Source organism: Kaistia sp. 32K (assembly GCF_016629525.1).
Classification (GTDB): Bacteria; Pseudomonadota; Alphaproteobacteria; order Rhizobiales; family Kaistiaceae; genus Kaistia.
The window spans coordinates 4,766,404-4,781,377 of the sequence record NZ_AP024269.1; the positions used below are offsets into that span (position 1 = coordinate 4,766,404).

Below are 14,974 nucleotides of genomic sequence, written 5' to 3' on the forward strand. Positions count from 1 at the left end.
GACATGACGATTTCAGCCCCGACGACTGTTCCGACCGCCTGTGTCATCGGCTGGCCGGTCAAGCATTCCCGCTCGCCGATCATCCATCGCCACTGGCTGGCGGAGCTGGGGCTTGCCGGCGACTATGTTCGTCATCCGGTCGAGCCGGAGAATGCGGCCGCCTTCTTCGCCGGTTTCGCCGACGGCCCCTTCATCGGCTGCAACGTCACCGTTCCGCACAAGGAGGTCGCCTTCGCCTCGGTCGATCAGGCCGATGCGGTCGCGTCCGCGCTCGGCGCCGTCAACACGGTCTGGCTGGAGAATGGCAAGCTCGTCGGCTCGAATACCGATGCCGAGGGCTTCATCGCCAATCTCGACCAGCGGGCCCCCGGCTTTGACGCCAATCCCGGCCCGGCGATCGTGCTTGGCGCCGGCGGCGCGGCGCGCGCGGTGATCTGGGCGCTGAAGGCGCGCGGCTTCGCGCCGATCCATGTCGTCAACCGCACCCGTGACCGGGCCGAGGCGATGGCCGAACGTTTCGGCTCCGAAATCCGGCCCGCCGGCTGGGACGACCTCCCTCGCCTGCTGCCGCAAGCGACCTTGCTGGTCAACACCACCTCGCTCGGCATGGAGGGCCAGCCGCCGCTGGTGATCGACCTCGGCGCGGCGCGTGACGACCTGTTCGTCACCGACATCGTCTACACGCCGCTCGAGACGCCGTTACTTTCGATCGCGCGGGCACGCGGGCTGAAGACCGTCGATGGCCTCGGCATGCTGCTGCACCAGGCCGCGCCGGGCTTCGAGCGCTGGTTCGGCCGCCGGCCCACCGTCACTCCGGAGCTCAGGGCTCTGATCCTCGCCGACATGGGCATCGTCGAAGCAGGAAACGCGGCGTGATCGTCATCGGCGTCACCGGCTCGATCGGCATGGGCAAGTCGACCACGGCCCGGCTGTTCGCCGAGCATGGCGCCGTGCTGCACGACGCCGATGCCGTCGTCCACGCGCTCTATCGCGGGCCGGCCGTGCCGGCGATCTCGGCGCGTTTCCCGGACGCGATCCAGGATGGCGTCGTCGACCGGGGCCGGCTGTCGGCGATCCTCGCCGCGGATCCCGGCGCGTTGCGGGAGCTGGAAGCGATCGTCCATCCGATGGTGCAGGCCGTCGAGGCTGAATGCATGGCCGAGGCCAGGCGCGCCGGCCGGTCGATGTTCGTTGTCGATGTACCGCTTTTGTTCGAGACGGGCGGCGAAAAGCGCGTCGATGTTACCGTCGTTGTCAGCGCGCCGGCCGAGATCCAGGCGGCGCGGGTGCTGGAGCGCCCGGGCATGACGCCGGAGCGGCTCGCCGCCATTCTCGCCCGCCAGATGCCGGATGCGGAAAAGCGCCGGCGCGCCCATTTCGTCGTCGAGACGGGTGGCAGCAAGGAAGCGTCGGCGGCGCGTGTCGCGGATATCGTGCGGGCGCTGGCGGCAACGGCCGCCGCGCGGTCGGACCAGAACTGACAAAGGGTTGCGTGCCGGCCCCGGCGACGGCACCATGGATTGACGAAAAGCGGAGAGAGCGTTGCGCGAGATCGTCTTTGATACGGAAACGACCGGCCTCGAACCGTTGAAGGGCGACCGGCTGGTCGAAATCGGCGCGGTGGAGCTGTTCAACCACCTCCCCACGGGTCGCGACTTCCACATCTACATCAACCCCGAACGGTCGATGCCGGTCGAGGCGTTCCGCGTGCACGGCCTTTCCGACGAGTTCCTGGCCGACAAGCCGGTGTTCAGCGCGGTGGTCGACGATTTCATCGCCTTCATCGAAGGCGCGACGCTGATCGCCCACAACGCCAGCTTCGATATCGGCTTCATCAACGCGGAGTTCGCCCGGCTCGGCAAGCCGCCGATTCCGCCGGATCGGGTGATCGACACGCTGGTGCTGGCGCGCCGCAAGCATCCGATGGGCCCGAACTCGCTCGATGCACTCTGCTCGCGCTACGGCATCGATACCAGCAAGCGCACCGTCCACGGCGGCCTGATCGACTCGGTGCTGCTCGCCGACGTCTATCTGGAGCTGATCGGCGGGCGCCAGCCGGACCTGATCCTGATGCCGGACGCGGCCGCCGAGGTCAGCGACGACGGCGCGCCGATCCTCGTGGCGCCGACGCAGCAGCGGCCCGAACCGCGTCCGTTCCGCGTCACGGCGGAAGAGCAGGCGGCGCACCAGGCCTTCATCGGCAAGATGGGCGACAGCGCGCTGTGGAAGGCCTATCTGCCGGAAGAAGCCGGCGAGGCCTGAGAAAAGGCAAAAGAAAAGCCCCTGATCCATGTGGAACAGGGGCTTTGTTTGTCTGCGGCGGCGTTGCCGTCGCGAAGCCGATCAGCTCGGGCGCGAACCCTGCTGCTGGGCGGCGGCCATTTCCATCAGGCGCTGACGGTAGAGCTGGGTGAAGTCGACCGGGTCGACGAGCAGCGGCGGGAAGCCGCCATTGCGGGTCATGTCGGCCAGGATCTGGCGGGCGAACGGGAATAGCAGGCGCGGGCATTCGATCATCAGGATCGGCGCCAGGTTTTCCTGCGGCACGTTCGAAAGGCGGAACACGCCAGCATAGACCAGCTCGGCGACGAAGATCGTCTGGTCGCCTTCGGTGGCGCGGCCTTCGAGGCGGAGCTCGATCTCGTAGTCTTCAGCGTCCAGCGGCGTGGCGCCGACATTGATGCCGATGTTGATGCTCGGAGCCGTGCGACGCGGACCGAGCGAACGGGGCGCGCCGGGATTCTCGAAGGAAAGATCCTTCACATACTGCAGCAGGATCGAAAGGTTCGGCTGGGCGAGCTGGCCCGCGCCGTTTTCGTTGTCATCGGCCATAATGGCGGCTCCCCTGGACAATCGGCCGAATGGCCTGATCTTGACAAGTGGGCTCGCTAACACTTCCGTCTCAGTGATACAAGCGCTGTACGACGTCCGTCGGAGGCTCGATGTGCTGCCCTACCCGGCATTGTGCCCTTGACGGACTTGGATCGCCGCCCAACGATTACCACATTGGGTCCATGATCGCTCGCTTGCGCGTTTCCGGCTCCAGATCCGGTCTCATGGGCCCTCCAGAATAGGACAGGATGCCTTCGGCATGAACGGCTTCGTCGATATCTATACGCTGATCTTCCTCGTCCTCGCGGTGGTGATCTTCTTCAAGCTGCGCGGCGTGCTGGGTCAGCGCACGGGCAATGAGCGCCCGCCCTTCGACCCGTTCGCCCGTCGCAAGGCCAGCGAGCCGGAAGCGGCCGCCGGCGACAAGGTGGTGGCGCTGCCCCGCCGTCCGTCCGCGAATGACGATGCCGCCGTCGCCGCGCAGCCGGTCACAACCAGCGAGGATCAGCGCATCGCCGCCGTCGCCCAGCCTGGAACGCCGCTCGCCTCGGCGCTCGCCGCGATCATCGCGGCGGACCGCAATTTCGATCCGCAACAGTTCATTGACGGCGCGCGCACCGCTTACGAAATGATCGTCACCGCTTTTGCCCAGGGCGACCGCAAGGCACTGAAGCCGCTGCTCGGCCGCGAGGTCTATGACGGATTCGCCGGCGCCATCGGCGAGCGCGAGGCGCGCGGCGAGACGGTCGAGTTCAATTTCGTCGGCTTCGAGAAGGTCGAAATGGTCGATGGCGCGCTGAAGAACGGCACGGCGCAGGTCTCGGTCAAGTTCGTCTCCAAGCTGATCTCGGCGACGCGCGACAAGGCCGGCGAGATCGTCGATGGCGATGCCGTCCACATCGCCGACGTCACCGATATCTGGACCTTCGCCCGCGATGTCTCATCCCGAGACCCGAACTGGCTGCTGGTGGCGACCGAAACCGTTGAATGACCGGAAGCCCGCGTTGTGTCGACGGAAGCGAACACCCGGCTTGTGCCGATCCCCTTCGACGCGCTCGAAGGCTGGCGGGATGACGACCATGCGGCGGCCTGGCGCGCCTTTCATCGGAGCGCCGTCCATATCGCGGACCAGCCACCGAAGACCCGCGCGCTCGGCATAGACGGCGTCGCGCTGGCGAAGGTCGCCGGCGCCGCCATCGGCCTGCCGGCCGAACTGGACGACGAGAGCGCCCGCCGCTTCTTCGAGGCAAATTTCCAGCCGTTGCGGCTGGTCCAGCCGGATAGCGAAGCCGGCTTCTTCACCGGATTCTACGAGCCCGAAGTCGCAGCGTCCTTGCAGCCGTCGGCGGAATTTTCCGTGCCGCTGCTGGCGCCGCCGGCGGAGCTGGTCGAGATCGACGAAAAGGATCCGCCGCCCGGCCTCGAGCCCGGCATGCGTTTCGCGCGCCAGACGGAGGCGGGGTTCGAGCCGTTCTTCGACCGGGGCGAGATAGAGCGCGGTGCGCTCACCGGGCGCGGACTGGAAATCGCCTATCTCGCCGATCGCGTCGACGCGCTCTTCGTCCATATCCAGGGCGCGGCGCGGCTGCGGCTGCCGGGGGGCGAGCTTCTCCGCGTCACCTATGCGGCGAAGTCGGGCTATGCCTACACGTCGGTCGGCCGGGTGCTGCTCGATCGCGGAGCGCTACCGAAGGGCGGCGTTTCCATGCAGACGATCCGCGAGTGGCTCGCCGCCCATCCGGACCAGGCGTCCGAGGTGATCTGGCAGAACCGCTCCTACATCTTCTTCCGCGAGGCCGCCGTGCAGGATCCGGCGCTCGGGCCGATCGCCGCCGCCAAGGTGCCGCTGACGGCCGGGCGCAGCCTCGCCGTCGACCGCACGCTGCACACTTTCCATGTGCCGGTCTGGATCGACACGAGGCTGCCGGCCGCCGAGGGCGGTGGCGCGTTCCGCCGGCTGCTCGTCGCGCAGGATACCGGCTCCGCCATTCTCGGCCCGGCGCGCGGCGATATCTTCTTCGGCTCCGGCGACGAGGCCGGCCGGATCGCCGGGCGCATGCAGGCGTCAGGTGGTTTCGTCGTGCTGGCGCCGCGGGGCGGGTCATGACACGCCGCAAGCGCAGCCTGTCGGGCGAGGAGCGCACGCTTTGGGCGACGGTCGCGCGCACCGCCGTGCCGCTGCGGCCGGAAGATGTCATGCCCGAGCCGCCTCCGGCGCCCGTCGCCGAGCCGCAGTCGCTTCAGGCCGAGCTGGCAAAGCCGATCGGGGCGGGGGCGAAGATCGGCAAGGCCGACAAGCCGGCGCCGCCACCGCCGCTGCATCCGATCGAGCGGCGGACACTGACCCGCGTCGCGCGCGGCACGATCGAGATCGATGGCCGCATTGACCTGCACGGGCTGACCCAGATGGACGCGCATGACCGGCTGCGCGGCTTCCTGGTCGACGCGCAGGCGCGCGGCGCCAAGCTCGTCATCGTCATCACCGGCAAGGGCAAGGCGACGGGCGAGGATCCGTTCGGCATGACCGAGCGCGGCGTACTTCGCCGGCGCGTGCCGCAATGGCTGGCAGAGCCGGGGCTGCGCGGCATCGTCATCGGTTTTGAGGAGGCGCATCGCAGCCATGGCGGCGGCGGCGCGCTTTATGTGCGGATCCGCAAGAAGCGGACGGCGCACAAGGCAGGGCCGGCATGACGCCGTTCGGCCAGCGCCTGCGCGAGATGCGCGAGGAGAGGGGCCTGTCGCTCAAGGACATGGCCGGTAAGCTCCAGGTCTCGAGCTCCTATCTCTCGGCGCTCGAGCATGGCAAGCGCGGCAGTCCGAGCTGGTTCATGGTCCAGCGCATCATCGCCTATTTCAACGTCATCTGGGATGAGGCCGAGGAACTGCAGCGGCTCGCCGAACGCTCGCATCCGCGCGTCGTCGTCGATACGGCGGGACTGGCGCCCGAGGCGACGGAACTCGCGCACCTTCTCGCCGGCGAGATCGGCGGCCTCAGCGTCAAGTCGTTGCAGGAATTGAAGAAGGCGGTTCAGGACGCCCGCGATCGCGACAGCGCCCGCCGGGCGCTGCAGGCCGAACACGCGCTGGATCTGCCGACGCTGAAGTGAGCGACGGGCTCCTCAGAGCAGCGCGCGCAGCTCGTCCAGCCGCTCGTTCACCAGCCAGCCATAGTAGTTTTCCTGCGGCATCGCGTTCTTGCTGCGCTTGCGCTCGGCCGCGAGCTTGCGGGCGCGCACCTTGACGTCGCCGACATTGTAGAGCGTCGAGGTGATGCCGGGATTGTTCGAGATGTCGACGCCGGCGGTATCGCGATAGACGTCGATCGACAGGCGGAGGATCGCCGCCATGTAGTCGAGCGACATGTTGGGATCCATGATCGCCTGGTAGAGCTCCGGCGCCCGCTCGGCGTCGAGCAGCGGCAGTCCGCTCTTCCGGTGCACGATGTCGGTGACGGTGAGCGCGGTCAGCGGATTGATCTGGCCGAGCCCGAAGGTCTGGCCGGCATAGAGCGGCTGGAAGAACACCTTGGAGAAGCGGTCGCGCGGGAACGACTTGCCGTCGACCTTCTTGCCCCGGAACTCGGCGTCCCAGACATCCTCGCGGCAGGTCCAGAGGTCATAGGATGACTTCAGCCCGTCGCAGCGGTCGAATTGCGGGCGGCTGACAAATTCGGCGACGCTCTCGCCCTGGTAGCCGAAGGCGAGGTCCTTGGTGCCGAGATAGGCGAGCGCCTTGACGTAATAGGCCTGGGCGCTGTCGAGGCCGCCGACGTTGTAGGTGTGCTCGCCGACGATGGCGCCGACCAGATGCACCGGGTCGACGTCATAGATCTTGGCGGCGCGCTTGATCGAGCGGATCAGGGTCTTGTCGCGTTTCAGCAGCGCATAGATCCGGCGGTATTTCGCCTCGAACGTCTCCTTGGTCTCGCCGGCCCGCTTGATCGAACTCATGTCGATTTCGGGCTGCGCCGCGCTGCGGTTGCCGGGCGGCACGACGACGGCGGCCGTGGCGGGCAGGATGGTCGCGAGGACAAGGGAAGCGAGCAGGGCGCTACGCAGAAGACGCATGGGAAGCGATCCGTCGGTCGAACGAGAGACCGCACCCGTCATGGATCGGCCGATCCGGGTTTATAGCATCGGAAAACCGGGCTCGAAAACGGCTTACCTGCCACAGGGGCGCGGATAAAGCCGCTGCGGCAGGTTGCAGAAGGTTGCGCGGCCCCGCCAAAAGGGCAGGGCGGGGCCGCTATCGCGTCAGAGGATGTAGCGCGACAGGTCGATGTTGCGCGAGAGATCGCCGATATGCGCCTCGATATAGGCGGCGTCGATCGTCACCGTGTCGCCGGAGCGATCCGGGGCCGCGAAGCTGATGTCGTCGAGGATGCGCTCCATGACGGTTTGCAGCCGGCGCGCGCCGATGTTCTCGACCGACGAGTTCACCTCGACCGCGATGCGGGCGATGGCGTCGATCGCGTCCTCGGCGATCACGAGCTTGACGCCTTCCGTCTGCATCAGCGCCACATACTGCTTGATCAGGCTAGCCTCCGGTTCCGTCAGAATCTGGCGGAAGTCGGCCTGGGTCAGCGCGTTGAGCTCGACGCGGATCGGCAGGCGGCCCTGCAGCTCCGGCAGCAGGTCCGACGGCTTGGCGATGTGGAAGGCGCCCGACGCGATGAAGAGGATGTGATCGGTCTTCACCGGGCCGTACTTGGTTGCGACGGTCGTACCTTCAATCAAAGGTAGAAGATCGCGCTGCACGCCTTCACGTGAAACATCGCCGGCCCGGCCTTCGCGGGCGCAGATCTTGTCGATCTCGTCCAGGAAGACGATGCCGTCGTTCTCGACGATCGAGATCGCCTCGGCCGTCAGCTGTTCGTCGTCGAGCAGCTTGTCGGATTCCTCGTCGATCAGCACCTTGTAGCTGTCCTTGACCGTGACGCGGCGCGTCTTGGTCTTGCCGCCGAAGGCCTTGCCGAGCATGTCGCCGATATTCATCACGCCGATCGAGGCGCCCGGCATGCCGGGAACGTCGAACTGCGGCAGGCCGCCGGACTGGTCGCGCACCTGGATCTCGATTTCCTTGTCGTCCAGCTCGTTGGCGCGCAGCTTCTTGCGGAAGCTCTCGCGCGTCGCCGGGCTGGCGCTGTCGCCGACGAGCGCGTTCAGCACGCGTTCCTCGGCCGAGAGATGCGCCTTGGCTTCGACATCCTTGCGCTTCTTCTCGCGGGTGAGCGAGATGCCGACCTCGACCAGGTCGCGGACGATCTGCTCGACGTCGCGGCCGACATAGCCGACCTCGGTGAACTTGGTCGCCTCGACCTTGAGGAACGGGGCGCCGGCGAGGCGGGCGAGGCGGCGCGAGATCTCGGTCTTGCCGACGCCGGTCGGCCCGATCATCAGGATGTTCTTCGGCAGCACTTCTTCGCGCATCGTGCCTTCGAGCTGCTGGCGCCGCCAGCGGTTACGCAGGGCGATGGCGACGGCGCGCTTGGCGTCGTTCTGGCCGATGATGTAGCGGTCGAGCTCGGAGACGATCTCGCGGGGAGAGAAATTGGTCATGGGACTTCCTGTCCGCCTGTAGCGTTTTCAAGCGAAGTGTGTGCGGTTCGCGGCTCGAAAACGCGTCAAAACAAGGAGCTAGAGGGTCGAGCCGTTTCGGGGAAACGGTGAGACGCTCTAGGCAGCGTCGAGCTGTTCGAGCGTCACGCTGGTGTTGGTGTAAACGCAGATCTCGGCGGCGATCGCCATCGCCTTGCGGGCGATCTGTTCAGCCGTGAGATCGGTGTCGGCCAGCGCGCGGGCGGCGGCGAGGGCGTAGTTGCCGCCGGAGCCGATGCCCATGACGCCGCCTTCCGGCTCGAGCACGTCGCCATTGCCGGTAAGCACCAGGCTCGTCGTCTTGTCGGCGACCAGCATCATCGCCTCGAGATGGCGCAGATAGCGGTCGGTGCGCCAGTCCTTGGCGAGCTCGACGCAGGCACGGGTCAGTTGTCCCGGATACTGCTCGAGCTTCGCCTCGAGGCGTTCGAACAGGGTGAAGGCGTCGGCGGTCGAGCCGGCGAAACCGGCGATCACGCCGCCCTTGCCGAGCGGGCGGACCTTGCGGGCCGTGTGCTTGATGACGGTCTGGCCCAGCGACACCTGGCCGTCGCCGGCGATGACCACCTTGTCGCCCTTGCGAACGGTGATGATCGTCGTCCCGTGCCAAGCCGCATAGGGGCTATCGTTCTGGGAATGTGTCATGATTTGCTTTCGTGGCGGATCGCCTTGGTCCCTTGAGGCCCCGCGGCGATCCCTGTTGGCTAGAGCGTCTCTGGAGCGTCTTATGTAGGCGCACCGTCCGGCGATGCAAAGGCTTGCTCAACCTTGTGGCGTTACAGGGAAACGCCTGTTAAAAGCCGGCTGTCCCTAGCAAGGCGGACTGAGAAGGAAAGAGATATGCGTAGCGCCACGATCGAGCGCAAGACGAAGGAAACCGAGATCGCGGTAACGCTGGATCTCGACGGCACCGGCCGCGCCGACATCGCCACGGGCGTCGGCTTCTTCGATCATATGCTCGATCAGCTGGCCCGCCACGGCCTGATGGACCTGACCATCCGCTGCAAGGGCGATCTGCATATCGACCAGCACCACACCGTCGAGGATGTCGGCATCGCCATCGGCCAGGCGCTCAAGAAGGCGCTGGGCGAGATGCGCGGCATCACGCGCTATGCCGACACCCACCTCGCCATGGACGAGGCGCTGACGCGCTGCGCCATCGACGTCTCCGGCCGGCCCTATCTGGTCTGGAAGGTCGAGTTCACGCGCGACAAGGTCGGCGATTTCGATACCGAGCTGTTCAAGGAATTCTTCCAGGCCTTCGCCCAGAACGCCGGCATCACGCTGCACATCGAGAACCTCTACGGCGACAACAACCACCATATCGCCGAGACCTGCTTCAAGGCGGTCGCGCGCACGCTTCGCGTCGCGGCGTCGATCGATCCGCGCCAGGCCGACCGTGTGCCGTCGACCAAGGGCAAGCTCGGCGACTGAGAGGGCGGCATGACGATCTACACCGTGCACGCACCGCCCGTTTCCGCGACCGGCGGGCTGGACGAGGCCGACCGCATGATCTTCGTCAAGGACGGCTTCTCGTGGCCGGCCTTCTTCCTGCCGGTGCTGTGGATGCTCTATCGGCGCATGTGGGTGGTGCTCGCAGTCTATGCGCTCTACCTCGTCGCGATCGAGCTTTCCGGCCGCTATCTCGGCGCGCCGACGGCGGCGGCGCTCGGCCTGCTCGGCGCGCTGTTCCTCGGCCTCGAGGGCAGTTCGCTTCTGCGCTGGACGCTTTCGCGGCGCCGCTTCACCGAGGCGGGCGTCGCCGAGGGCCGTTCGCGCGCCGAGGCCGAGATCCGCTTTTTCCACCGTTTCGCCGCCGCTTCGCCGGTCGTGCCGGAGGCCGTTCCGGCCACCGCCAGGATCGCTCGCGCGGCGCAGCCCAATGCCTCGGCCGATATCGTCGGCCTCTTTCCGACCCCGGGGACAGCCCGATGACCATTGCCATCATTGACTACGGCGCGGGCAATCTTCGCTCGGCCGCCAAGGCGCTCGAACTCGCCGCCGCCGGCATCGGCTCGACGGCGCGGATCGTCGTCACCGCCGATCCCGACGTCGTCGCCAAGGCGGATCACGTCGTCTTGCCGGGGGACGGCGCCTTTGCCGATTGCCGCACCAATCTCGACAGCGTCGACGGCATGATCGAGGCGATCAACGAGACGATCGACGCCAAGGGACGGCCGTTCCTCGGCATCTGCGTCGGCATGCAGCTCCTGGCGACGCGCGGCATCGAATATGGCGTAACCAAGGGCCTCGGCCGCATTCCCGGCGAAGTGCGCCGGATCGAACCCTCCGATCCGCGCCTGAAGATCCCGCATATGGGCTGGAACACGCTGAACGCCTCCGCCCCGCATCCGCTCCTCGACGGCATCGCGCTGGGCGACGACGGCTGGCATGCCTATTTCCTGCATGCCTACCAGCTCTTCGCCGAACAGCCGGGCGACGTCATCGCGACCGCCGATTATGGCGGTCCGGTCACGGCGATCGTCACCACCGGCAACATCGCCGGAACCCAGTTCCATCCCGAGAAGAGCCAGAAGCTTGGTCTCGCCCTTCTCGCCAACTTCCTGAAGTGGAAGCCCTGATGATCCTTTTCCCCGCCATCGACCTGAAGGATGGCGCCTGCGTCCGTCTGAAGCTGGGCGACATGGAGCAGGCGACGGTGTTCAACACCGATCCCGCCGCCCAGGCGCATGAATTCGAGACCCAGGGCTTCGAATATCTGCATGTCGTCGACCTGAACGGCGCCTTCGCCGGCCAGCCGGTCAACGGTGCGGCGGTCGAGGCCATCCTGAAGGCGGTCGAGATGCCGGTCCAGCTCGGCGGCGGCATCCGCGATCGCGCCGGCGTCGAAGCCTGGCTCGACAAGGGCATTTCGCGCGTCATCCTCGGCACGATTGCCGTGCGTGATCCCGATCTCGTCCGCGAGGCCTGCAAGGCCTATCCGGGCCAGGTCGCCGTCGGCATCGACGCGCGCGGCGGCAAGGTCGCGGTCGAGGGCTGGGCCGAGACGTCCGAGCTGACGACGATCGAGCTGGCGCGCCGCTTCGAGGATGCCGGCGTGGCGGCGATCGTCTTCACCGATATCGACCGCGACGGCGTGTTGAAGGGCCTCAACATCGAATCGACGCTGGCGCTCGCCCGCGCCGTCGAGATCCCGGTGATCGCCTCCGGCGGCCTCGCCTCGATCGACGACGTCAAGCGCCTGCTCGAGCCCGATTGCGCCATCCTGGAAGGCGCGATTTCCGGCCGCGCCCTCTATGACGGCCGCCTCGATCCGGCGGCGGCGCTGAAGCTGATCCGCGAAGCGCGGGAGACCGCCTGATGCTCAAGACCCGTGTCATCCCCTGCCTGGACGTGCATGACGGCCGCGTCGTCAAGGGCGTGCAGTTCGTGGACCTCATCGACGCCGGCGATCCGGTCGAGGCCGCCAAGGCCTATGACGCCGCCGGCGCCGACGAACTCTGCTTCCTCGACATCACGGCGACGCACGAGAACCGCGGCACCATCCTCGATGTCGTGGCGCGCACCGCCGAGGCCTGCTTCATGCCGGTGACGGTCGGCGGCGGCGTCCGCGCCGTCGAGGACATCCGCGCCCTGATGCTGGCCGGCGCCGACAAGGTGGCGATCAATTCGGCCGCCGTGACGGACCGCATGATCGTCGCCCGCGCGGCCGAGAAGTTCGGCGCGCAGGCGATCGTCGTCGCCATCGATGCCAAGCAGACCAAGCGCCGCGGCATGAGTGGCGATCACCACGACCGCTGGGAGATCTTCACCCATGGCGGCCGCAAGCCGACCGGCATCGACGCGATCGAATATGCGATCGAAGTCGCGGCGCTCGGCGCCGGCGAGATCCTCCTGACCTCGATGGACCGCGACGGCACGCGCGACGGTTTCGACCTCGCTTTGACGCGGGCGATCGCCGACGCGGTGCCGGTTCCGGTGATCGCGTCGGGCGGCGTCGGCGCGCTCGACCATTTCGTCGACGGCGTCGTCGAGGGCCATGCCAGCGCGGTGCTCGCCGCCTCGGTCTTCCATTTCGGCCAGTTCACCATCGGCGAAGTAAAGTCCCACATGGCGGCGGCCGGCATTCCGGTCCGTCTCGACGGTTAAGGAGGGCAGGGCATGTCGAACTTCACGCTTTCCGACCTCGCCGCGATCATTAGGGACCGCGCCCATTCGGGCGATCCCGGCTCCTATACGGCCAAGCTCGTCGCCAAGGGGCCGTCGCGCTGCGCCAAGAAATTCGGCGAGGAGGCCGTCGAGGCCGTGATCGCCGCGACCGAGCGCAACGCGGCCGACCTGACGTCGGAGGCGGCCGACGTGCTCTACCATCTGCTCGTCATGCTGGAGGCGGCCGACGTGCCGCTCGACGCGGTGATGGACGAGCTCGAAGGCCGCACCCGCCAGACCGGGCTGCAGGAAAAGGCGTCGCGGCCGGCGGAGTGATCCGCGGTCCGGGGAGAATGATCATGGACAAGTCCGCGCGGATCGAGCACGCCCCGCATCGCTATTTCGGCCGCAAGGAATGGGCGGGCCTCCGGGCCGACATGCCGCTGACGCTGACCGAGGATGACCTCGTCCGGCTGCGCAGCCTGAACGATCCGATCTCGATCGACGAGGTGGTGACGATCTACCTGCCGCTATCGCGGCTGCTCAGCCTCTATGTCGCGGCGACGCAGGGGCTCTACAACGCCACCCGCACCTTCCTCGGCGCGACCGAGGGCAAGACGCCCTTCATCATCGGCATCGGCGGCTCGGTCGCGGTCGGCAAGTCGACCACGGCGCGCGTGCTGAAGGCGCTGCTGGCGCGCTGGACCAACACGCCAAAGGTCGACCTGATCACCACCGACGGCTTCCTCTACCCGAACGCCGTGCTCGAGCGCGAAGGGCTGATGGAGCGCAAGGGTTTTCCCGAGAGCTACGACCTGCCGGCGCTGCTCGCCTTTCTCTCCGACATCAAGGCCGGGCGCGGCAGCGTCTCGGCGCCGGTCTATTCGCATCTCGTCTACGACATCGTGCCGAGCGAGCGGGTCACCATCGACCGGCCGGACATCCTGATCGTCGAGGGCATCAACGTGCTGCAGGCGCCGCGCCTGCCGCGCGACGGCACGGCGGTGCCCTTCGTCTCCGACTTCTTCGATTTCTCGATCTATATCGACGCCGTCGAGGCCGACATCCGGCGCTGGTATGTCGAGCGCTTCCAGCGGCTGCGCGAGACGGCCTTCCGCGACCCCAACTCCTACTTCCATCGCTACTCGCTGATCTCCGACGAGGAGGCGCTGGCGATCGCCGAGGGGCTCTGGTCGCGCATCAATCGTCTCAACCTCTACGAGAACATCCTGCCGACCCGACCGCGCGCCGACCTGATCCTATCCAAAGGAGAAAGTCACCGGATCGAACAGGTCGCCTTGCGCCGTTTGTGAGGCGTAGCCTGGGTTTTCGGCACTTGGGATTGCCACTCGTTCGCAGTTGCGAAGATAGCCGTTGAAGCCTCCTCCGGGCGATGTTAAGGCGCCCGGACCGCTTGAAGGGCCGAGGACGATCATGCCGAAATGGAACGACAGGATTACGCTTGTCGCGCTCAGCTCGATCGTCATCGCGCTGGTCGTGATGGGGCTGAAATATGCCGCCTACTGGAAGACCGGCAGCGTCGCGCTCTATTCGGATGCGCTCGAGAGCATCGTCAACCTGGCGACGGCGGTGGCGGCGTTCTGGGCGATCCGCCTCAGCCACAAGCCAGCCGACAGCGACCACCAGTTCGGCCACCACAAGGCGGAGTATTTCTCCGCCGTGCTGGAAGGCGTGCTGATCGTCGTCGCGGCGCTCCTGATCCTGCGCGAGGCCTGGATCTCCTATGAGGAGAAGCGCGCGCTCGAGAATGCCGGCGTCGGCCTCTCGATCAACCTGATCGCCACCGCCATCAACGGCGCCTGGGCGATGTACCTGTTCCGCTTCGGCCGTCGACGCCGTTCGCCCGCCTTCATCGCCGAGGCCTGGCATCTGACCAGCGACGTCGTCAGCTCGGTCGGCGTCTTCATCGGCCTCGTGCTCGTGGCGCTGACCGGCTGGATCGTGCTCGATCCGCTGCTCGCCGTCATCGTCGCCGTCAACATCCTGTGGTCCGGTTGGCGCGTCATCCGCGATTCGGTCGGCGGGCTGATGGACCATGCGGTTTCGAGCGAGGTCGAGAGCGAGATCCGCGCCGTCATCTCGGCCGAGGCGACCGGCGCCATCGAGGTGCACGACCTCAGAACCCGCAATGCCGGCCGCGTCATCTTCATCGAGTTCCACCTGGTCGTGCCCGGCTCGATGACGGTTGCCGCCGGCCATGTCATCTGCGATCGCATCGAGGCGGCGCTGAACAAGGCGATCGAGGGCTCGGAAGTTCTGATCCATGTCGAGCCCGAGGCCGAGGCGCAGCACCACGGCGTCATCGTGCTCTAGGATCGCCGGATTGGCCGCGCGGCAGCGCCATCCGGCCTCCGGACGGGCAAGAGCTTGATTTTCTGCCGCAAACTCATGATATCGGGCCTAACCCTTTTGTC

The 14,974-nt window shown here is 67.0% G+C and carries 19 protein-coding genes; 15 read left to right on the forward strand and 4 right to left on the reverse strand.

The genetic code is table 11. The annotated features are described in order from the left end of the window. The first annotated feature begins 3 nt into the window (after positions 1 to 3). The 3 genes from K32_RS21975 (at position 4) to dnaQ (ending at position 2,262) form a co-directional block, all read left to right on the forward strand. Positions 4 to 876 carry a shikimate dehydrogenase gene (locus K32_RS21975; protein WP_201401539.1) on the forward strand — a complete coding sequence of 291 codons (873 nt, stop codon included), beginning with the start codon at positions 4 to 6 and terminating at the stop codon, positions 874 to 876. Further along, entirely contained in the window at positions 873 to 1,481 is a 609-nt protein-coding gene (coaE, locus tag K32_RS21980) for a dephospho-CoA kinase (protein ID WP_201401540.1), read from the forward strand. Before K32_RS21975 ends, coaE begins: the two co-directional genes overlap by 4 nt. Before the next feature lie 61 nt (positions 1,482 to 1,542). Further along, a complete protein-coding gene (gene dnaQ, locus K32_RS21985; RefSeq protein WP_201401541.1) occupies positions 1,543 to 2,262 on the forward strand; it encodes a DNA polymerase III subunit epsilon in 720 nt (239 codons plus the stop codon). A gap of 81 nt (positions 2,263 to 2,343) precedes the next feature. Here dnaQ and secB read toward each other — a convergent pair whose 3' ends face one another. Continuing rightward, positions 2,344 to 2,832, reverse strand: a complete 489-nt coding sequence (gene secB, locus K32_RS21990; protein ID WP_201401542.1) for a protein-export chaperone SecB — start codon at positions 2,830 to 2,832, stop codon at positions 2,344 to 2,346. A 259-nt stretch (positions 2,833 to 3,091) separates the two neighbouring features. Here secB and K32_RS21995 point away from each other — a divergent pair, with 259 nt between their 5' ends. From K32_RS21995 to K32_RS22010, 4 genes are read left to right on the forward strand one after another with little or no spacing between them, the layout of a single operon-like run. Continuing rightward, positions 3,092 to 3,823 carry a Tim44/TimA family putative adaptor protein gene (locus K32_RS21995; protein WP_201401543.1) on the forward strand — a complete coding sequence of 244 codons (732 nt, stop codon included), beginning with the start codon at positions 3,092 to 3,094 and terminating at the stop codon, positions 3,821 to 3,823. A 15-nt stretch (positions 3,824 to 3,838) separates the two neighbouring features. Then, positions 3,839 to 4,939 carry a murein transglycosylase A gene (locus K32_RS22000; RefSeq protein WP_201401544.1) on the forward strand — a complete coding sequence of 367 codons (1,101 nt, stop codon included), beginning with the start codon at positions 3,839 to 3,841 and terminating at the stop codon, positions 4,937 to 4,939. Then, on the forward strand, positions 4,936 to 5,523 hold the full coding sequence (locus K32_RS22005; RefSeq protein ID WP_201401545.1) for a Smr/MutS family protein: 588 nt from the start codon (positions 4,936 to 4,938) through the stop codon (positions 5,521 to 5,523). The genes K32_RS22000 and K32_RS22005 overlap by 4 nt, the downstream gene beginning before the upstream one ends. After that, on the forward strand, positions 5,520 to 5,939 hold the full coding sequence (locus tag K32_RS22010) for a helix-turn-helix domain-containing protein (protein WP_201401546.1): 420 nt from the start codon (positions 5,520 to 5,522) through the stop codon (positions 5,937 to 5,939). Before K32_RS22005 ends, K32_RS22010 begins: the two co-directional genes overlap by 4 nt. A 12-nt stretch (positions 5,940 to 5,951) precedes the next feature. On the opposite strand, the gene K32_RS22015 is transcribed toward K32_RS22010, so the two are convergent. The 3 genes from K32_RS22015 to hslV all read right to left on the reverse strand — a co-directional run bounded on the left by K32_RS22015 (position 5,952) and on the right by hslV (position 9,074). Then, the gene (locus tag K32_RS22015) at positions 5,952 to 6,899 is read right to left on the reverse strand and encodes a DUF1402 family protein (protein ID WP_201401547.1); all 948 of its coding nucleotides are present in this window, start codon (positions 6,897 to 6,899) and stop codon (positions 5,952 to 5,954) included. A gap of 186 nt (positions 6,900 to 7,085) precedes the next feature. Continuing rightward, a complete protein-coding gene (hslU, locus tag K32_RS22020; RefSeq protein ID WP_201401548.1) occupies positions 7,086 to 8,390 on the reverse strand; it encodes an ATP-dependent protease ATPase subunit HslU in 1,305 nt (434 codons plus the stop codon). A 117-nt stretch (positions 8,391 to 8,507) separates the two neighbouring features. Continuing rightward, positions 8,508 to 9,074, reverse strand: coding sequence for an ATP-dependent protease subunit HslV (gene hslV / locus K32_RS22025; RefSeq protein ID WP_201401549.1), 567 nt, complete (start codon positions 9,072 to 9,074; stop codon positions 8,508 to 8,510). 195 nt (positions 9,075 to 9,269) lie between these two features. On the opposite strand from hslV, the gene hisB reads away from it, so the two are divergent. From hisB to K32_RS22065, 8 genes are all read left to right on the forward strand, one after another. Then, positions 9,270 to 9,863, forward strand: coding sequence for an imidazoleglycerol-phosphate dehydratase HisB (hisB, locus tag K32_RS22030; protein WP_201401550.1), 594 nt, complete (start codon positions 9,270 to 9,272; stop codon positions 9,861 to 9,863). A gap of 9 nt (positions 9,864 to 9,872) precedes the next feature. Next, positions 9,873 to 10,364: a DUF2628 domain-containing protein gene (locus K32_RS22035; RefSeq protein WP_201401551.1), complete on the forward strand. Its 492-nt coding sequence runs from the start codon at positions 9,873 to 9,875 to the stop codon at positions 10,362 to 10,364. After that, a complete protein-coding gene (hisH, locus tag K32_RS22040) occupies positions 10,361 to 11,011 on the forward strand; it encodes an imidazole glycerol phosphate synthase subunit HisH (protein ID WP_201401552.1) in 651 nt (216 codons plus the stop codon). Before K32_RS22035 ends, hisH begins: the two co-directional genes overlap by 4 nt. After that, entirely contained in the window at positions 11,011 to 11,751 is a 741-nt protein-coding gene (gene hisA, locus K32_RS22045; RefSeq protein ID WP_201401553.1) for a 1-(5-phosphoribosyl)-5-[(5-phosphoribosylamino)methylideneamino]imidazole-4-carboxamide isomerase, read from the forward strand. Before hisH ends, hisA begins: the two co-directional genes overlap by 1 nt. After that, a complete protein-coding gene (gene hisF, locus K32_RS22050; RefSeq protein ID WP_201401554.1) occupies positions 11,751 to 12,539 on the forward strand; it encodes an imidazole glycerol phosphate synthase subunit HisF in 789 nt (262 codons plus the stop codon). Before hisA ends, hisF begins: the two co-directional genes overlap by 1 nt. A gap of 12 nt (positions 12,540 to 12,551) precedes the next feature. Next, a complete protein-coding gene (locus K32_RS22055) occupies positions 12,552 to 12,875 on the forward strand; it encodes a phosphoribosyl-ATP diphosphatase (RefSeq protein ID WP_201401555.1) in 324 nt (107 codons plus the stop codon). Between the two features lie 23 nt (positions 12,876 to 12,898). Then, complete coding sequence (gene coaA, locus K32_RS22060) at positions 12,899 to 13,852, forward strand: type I pantothenate kinase (protein WP_201401556.1); 954 nt, start codon at positions 12,899 to 12,901, stop codon at positions 13,850 to 13,852. Positions 13,853 to 13,973: 121 nt separating this feature from the next. Then, on the forward strand, positions 13,974 to 14,873 hold the full coding sequence (locus tag K32_RS22065; RefSeq protein WP_201401557.1) for a cation diffusion facilitator family transporter: 900 nt from the start codon (positions 13,974 to 13,976) through the stop codon (positions 14,871 to 14,873). Positions 14,874 to 14,974 lie beyond the last annotated feature (101 nt).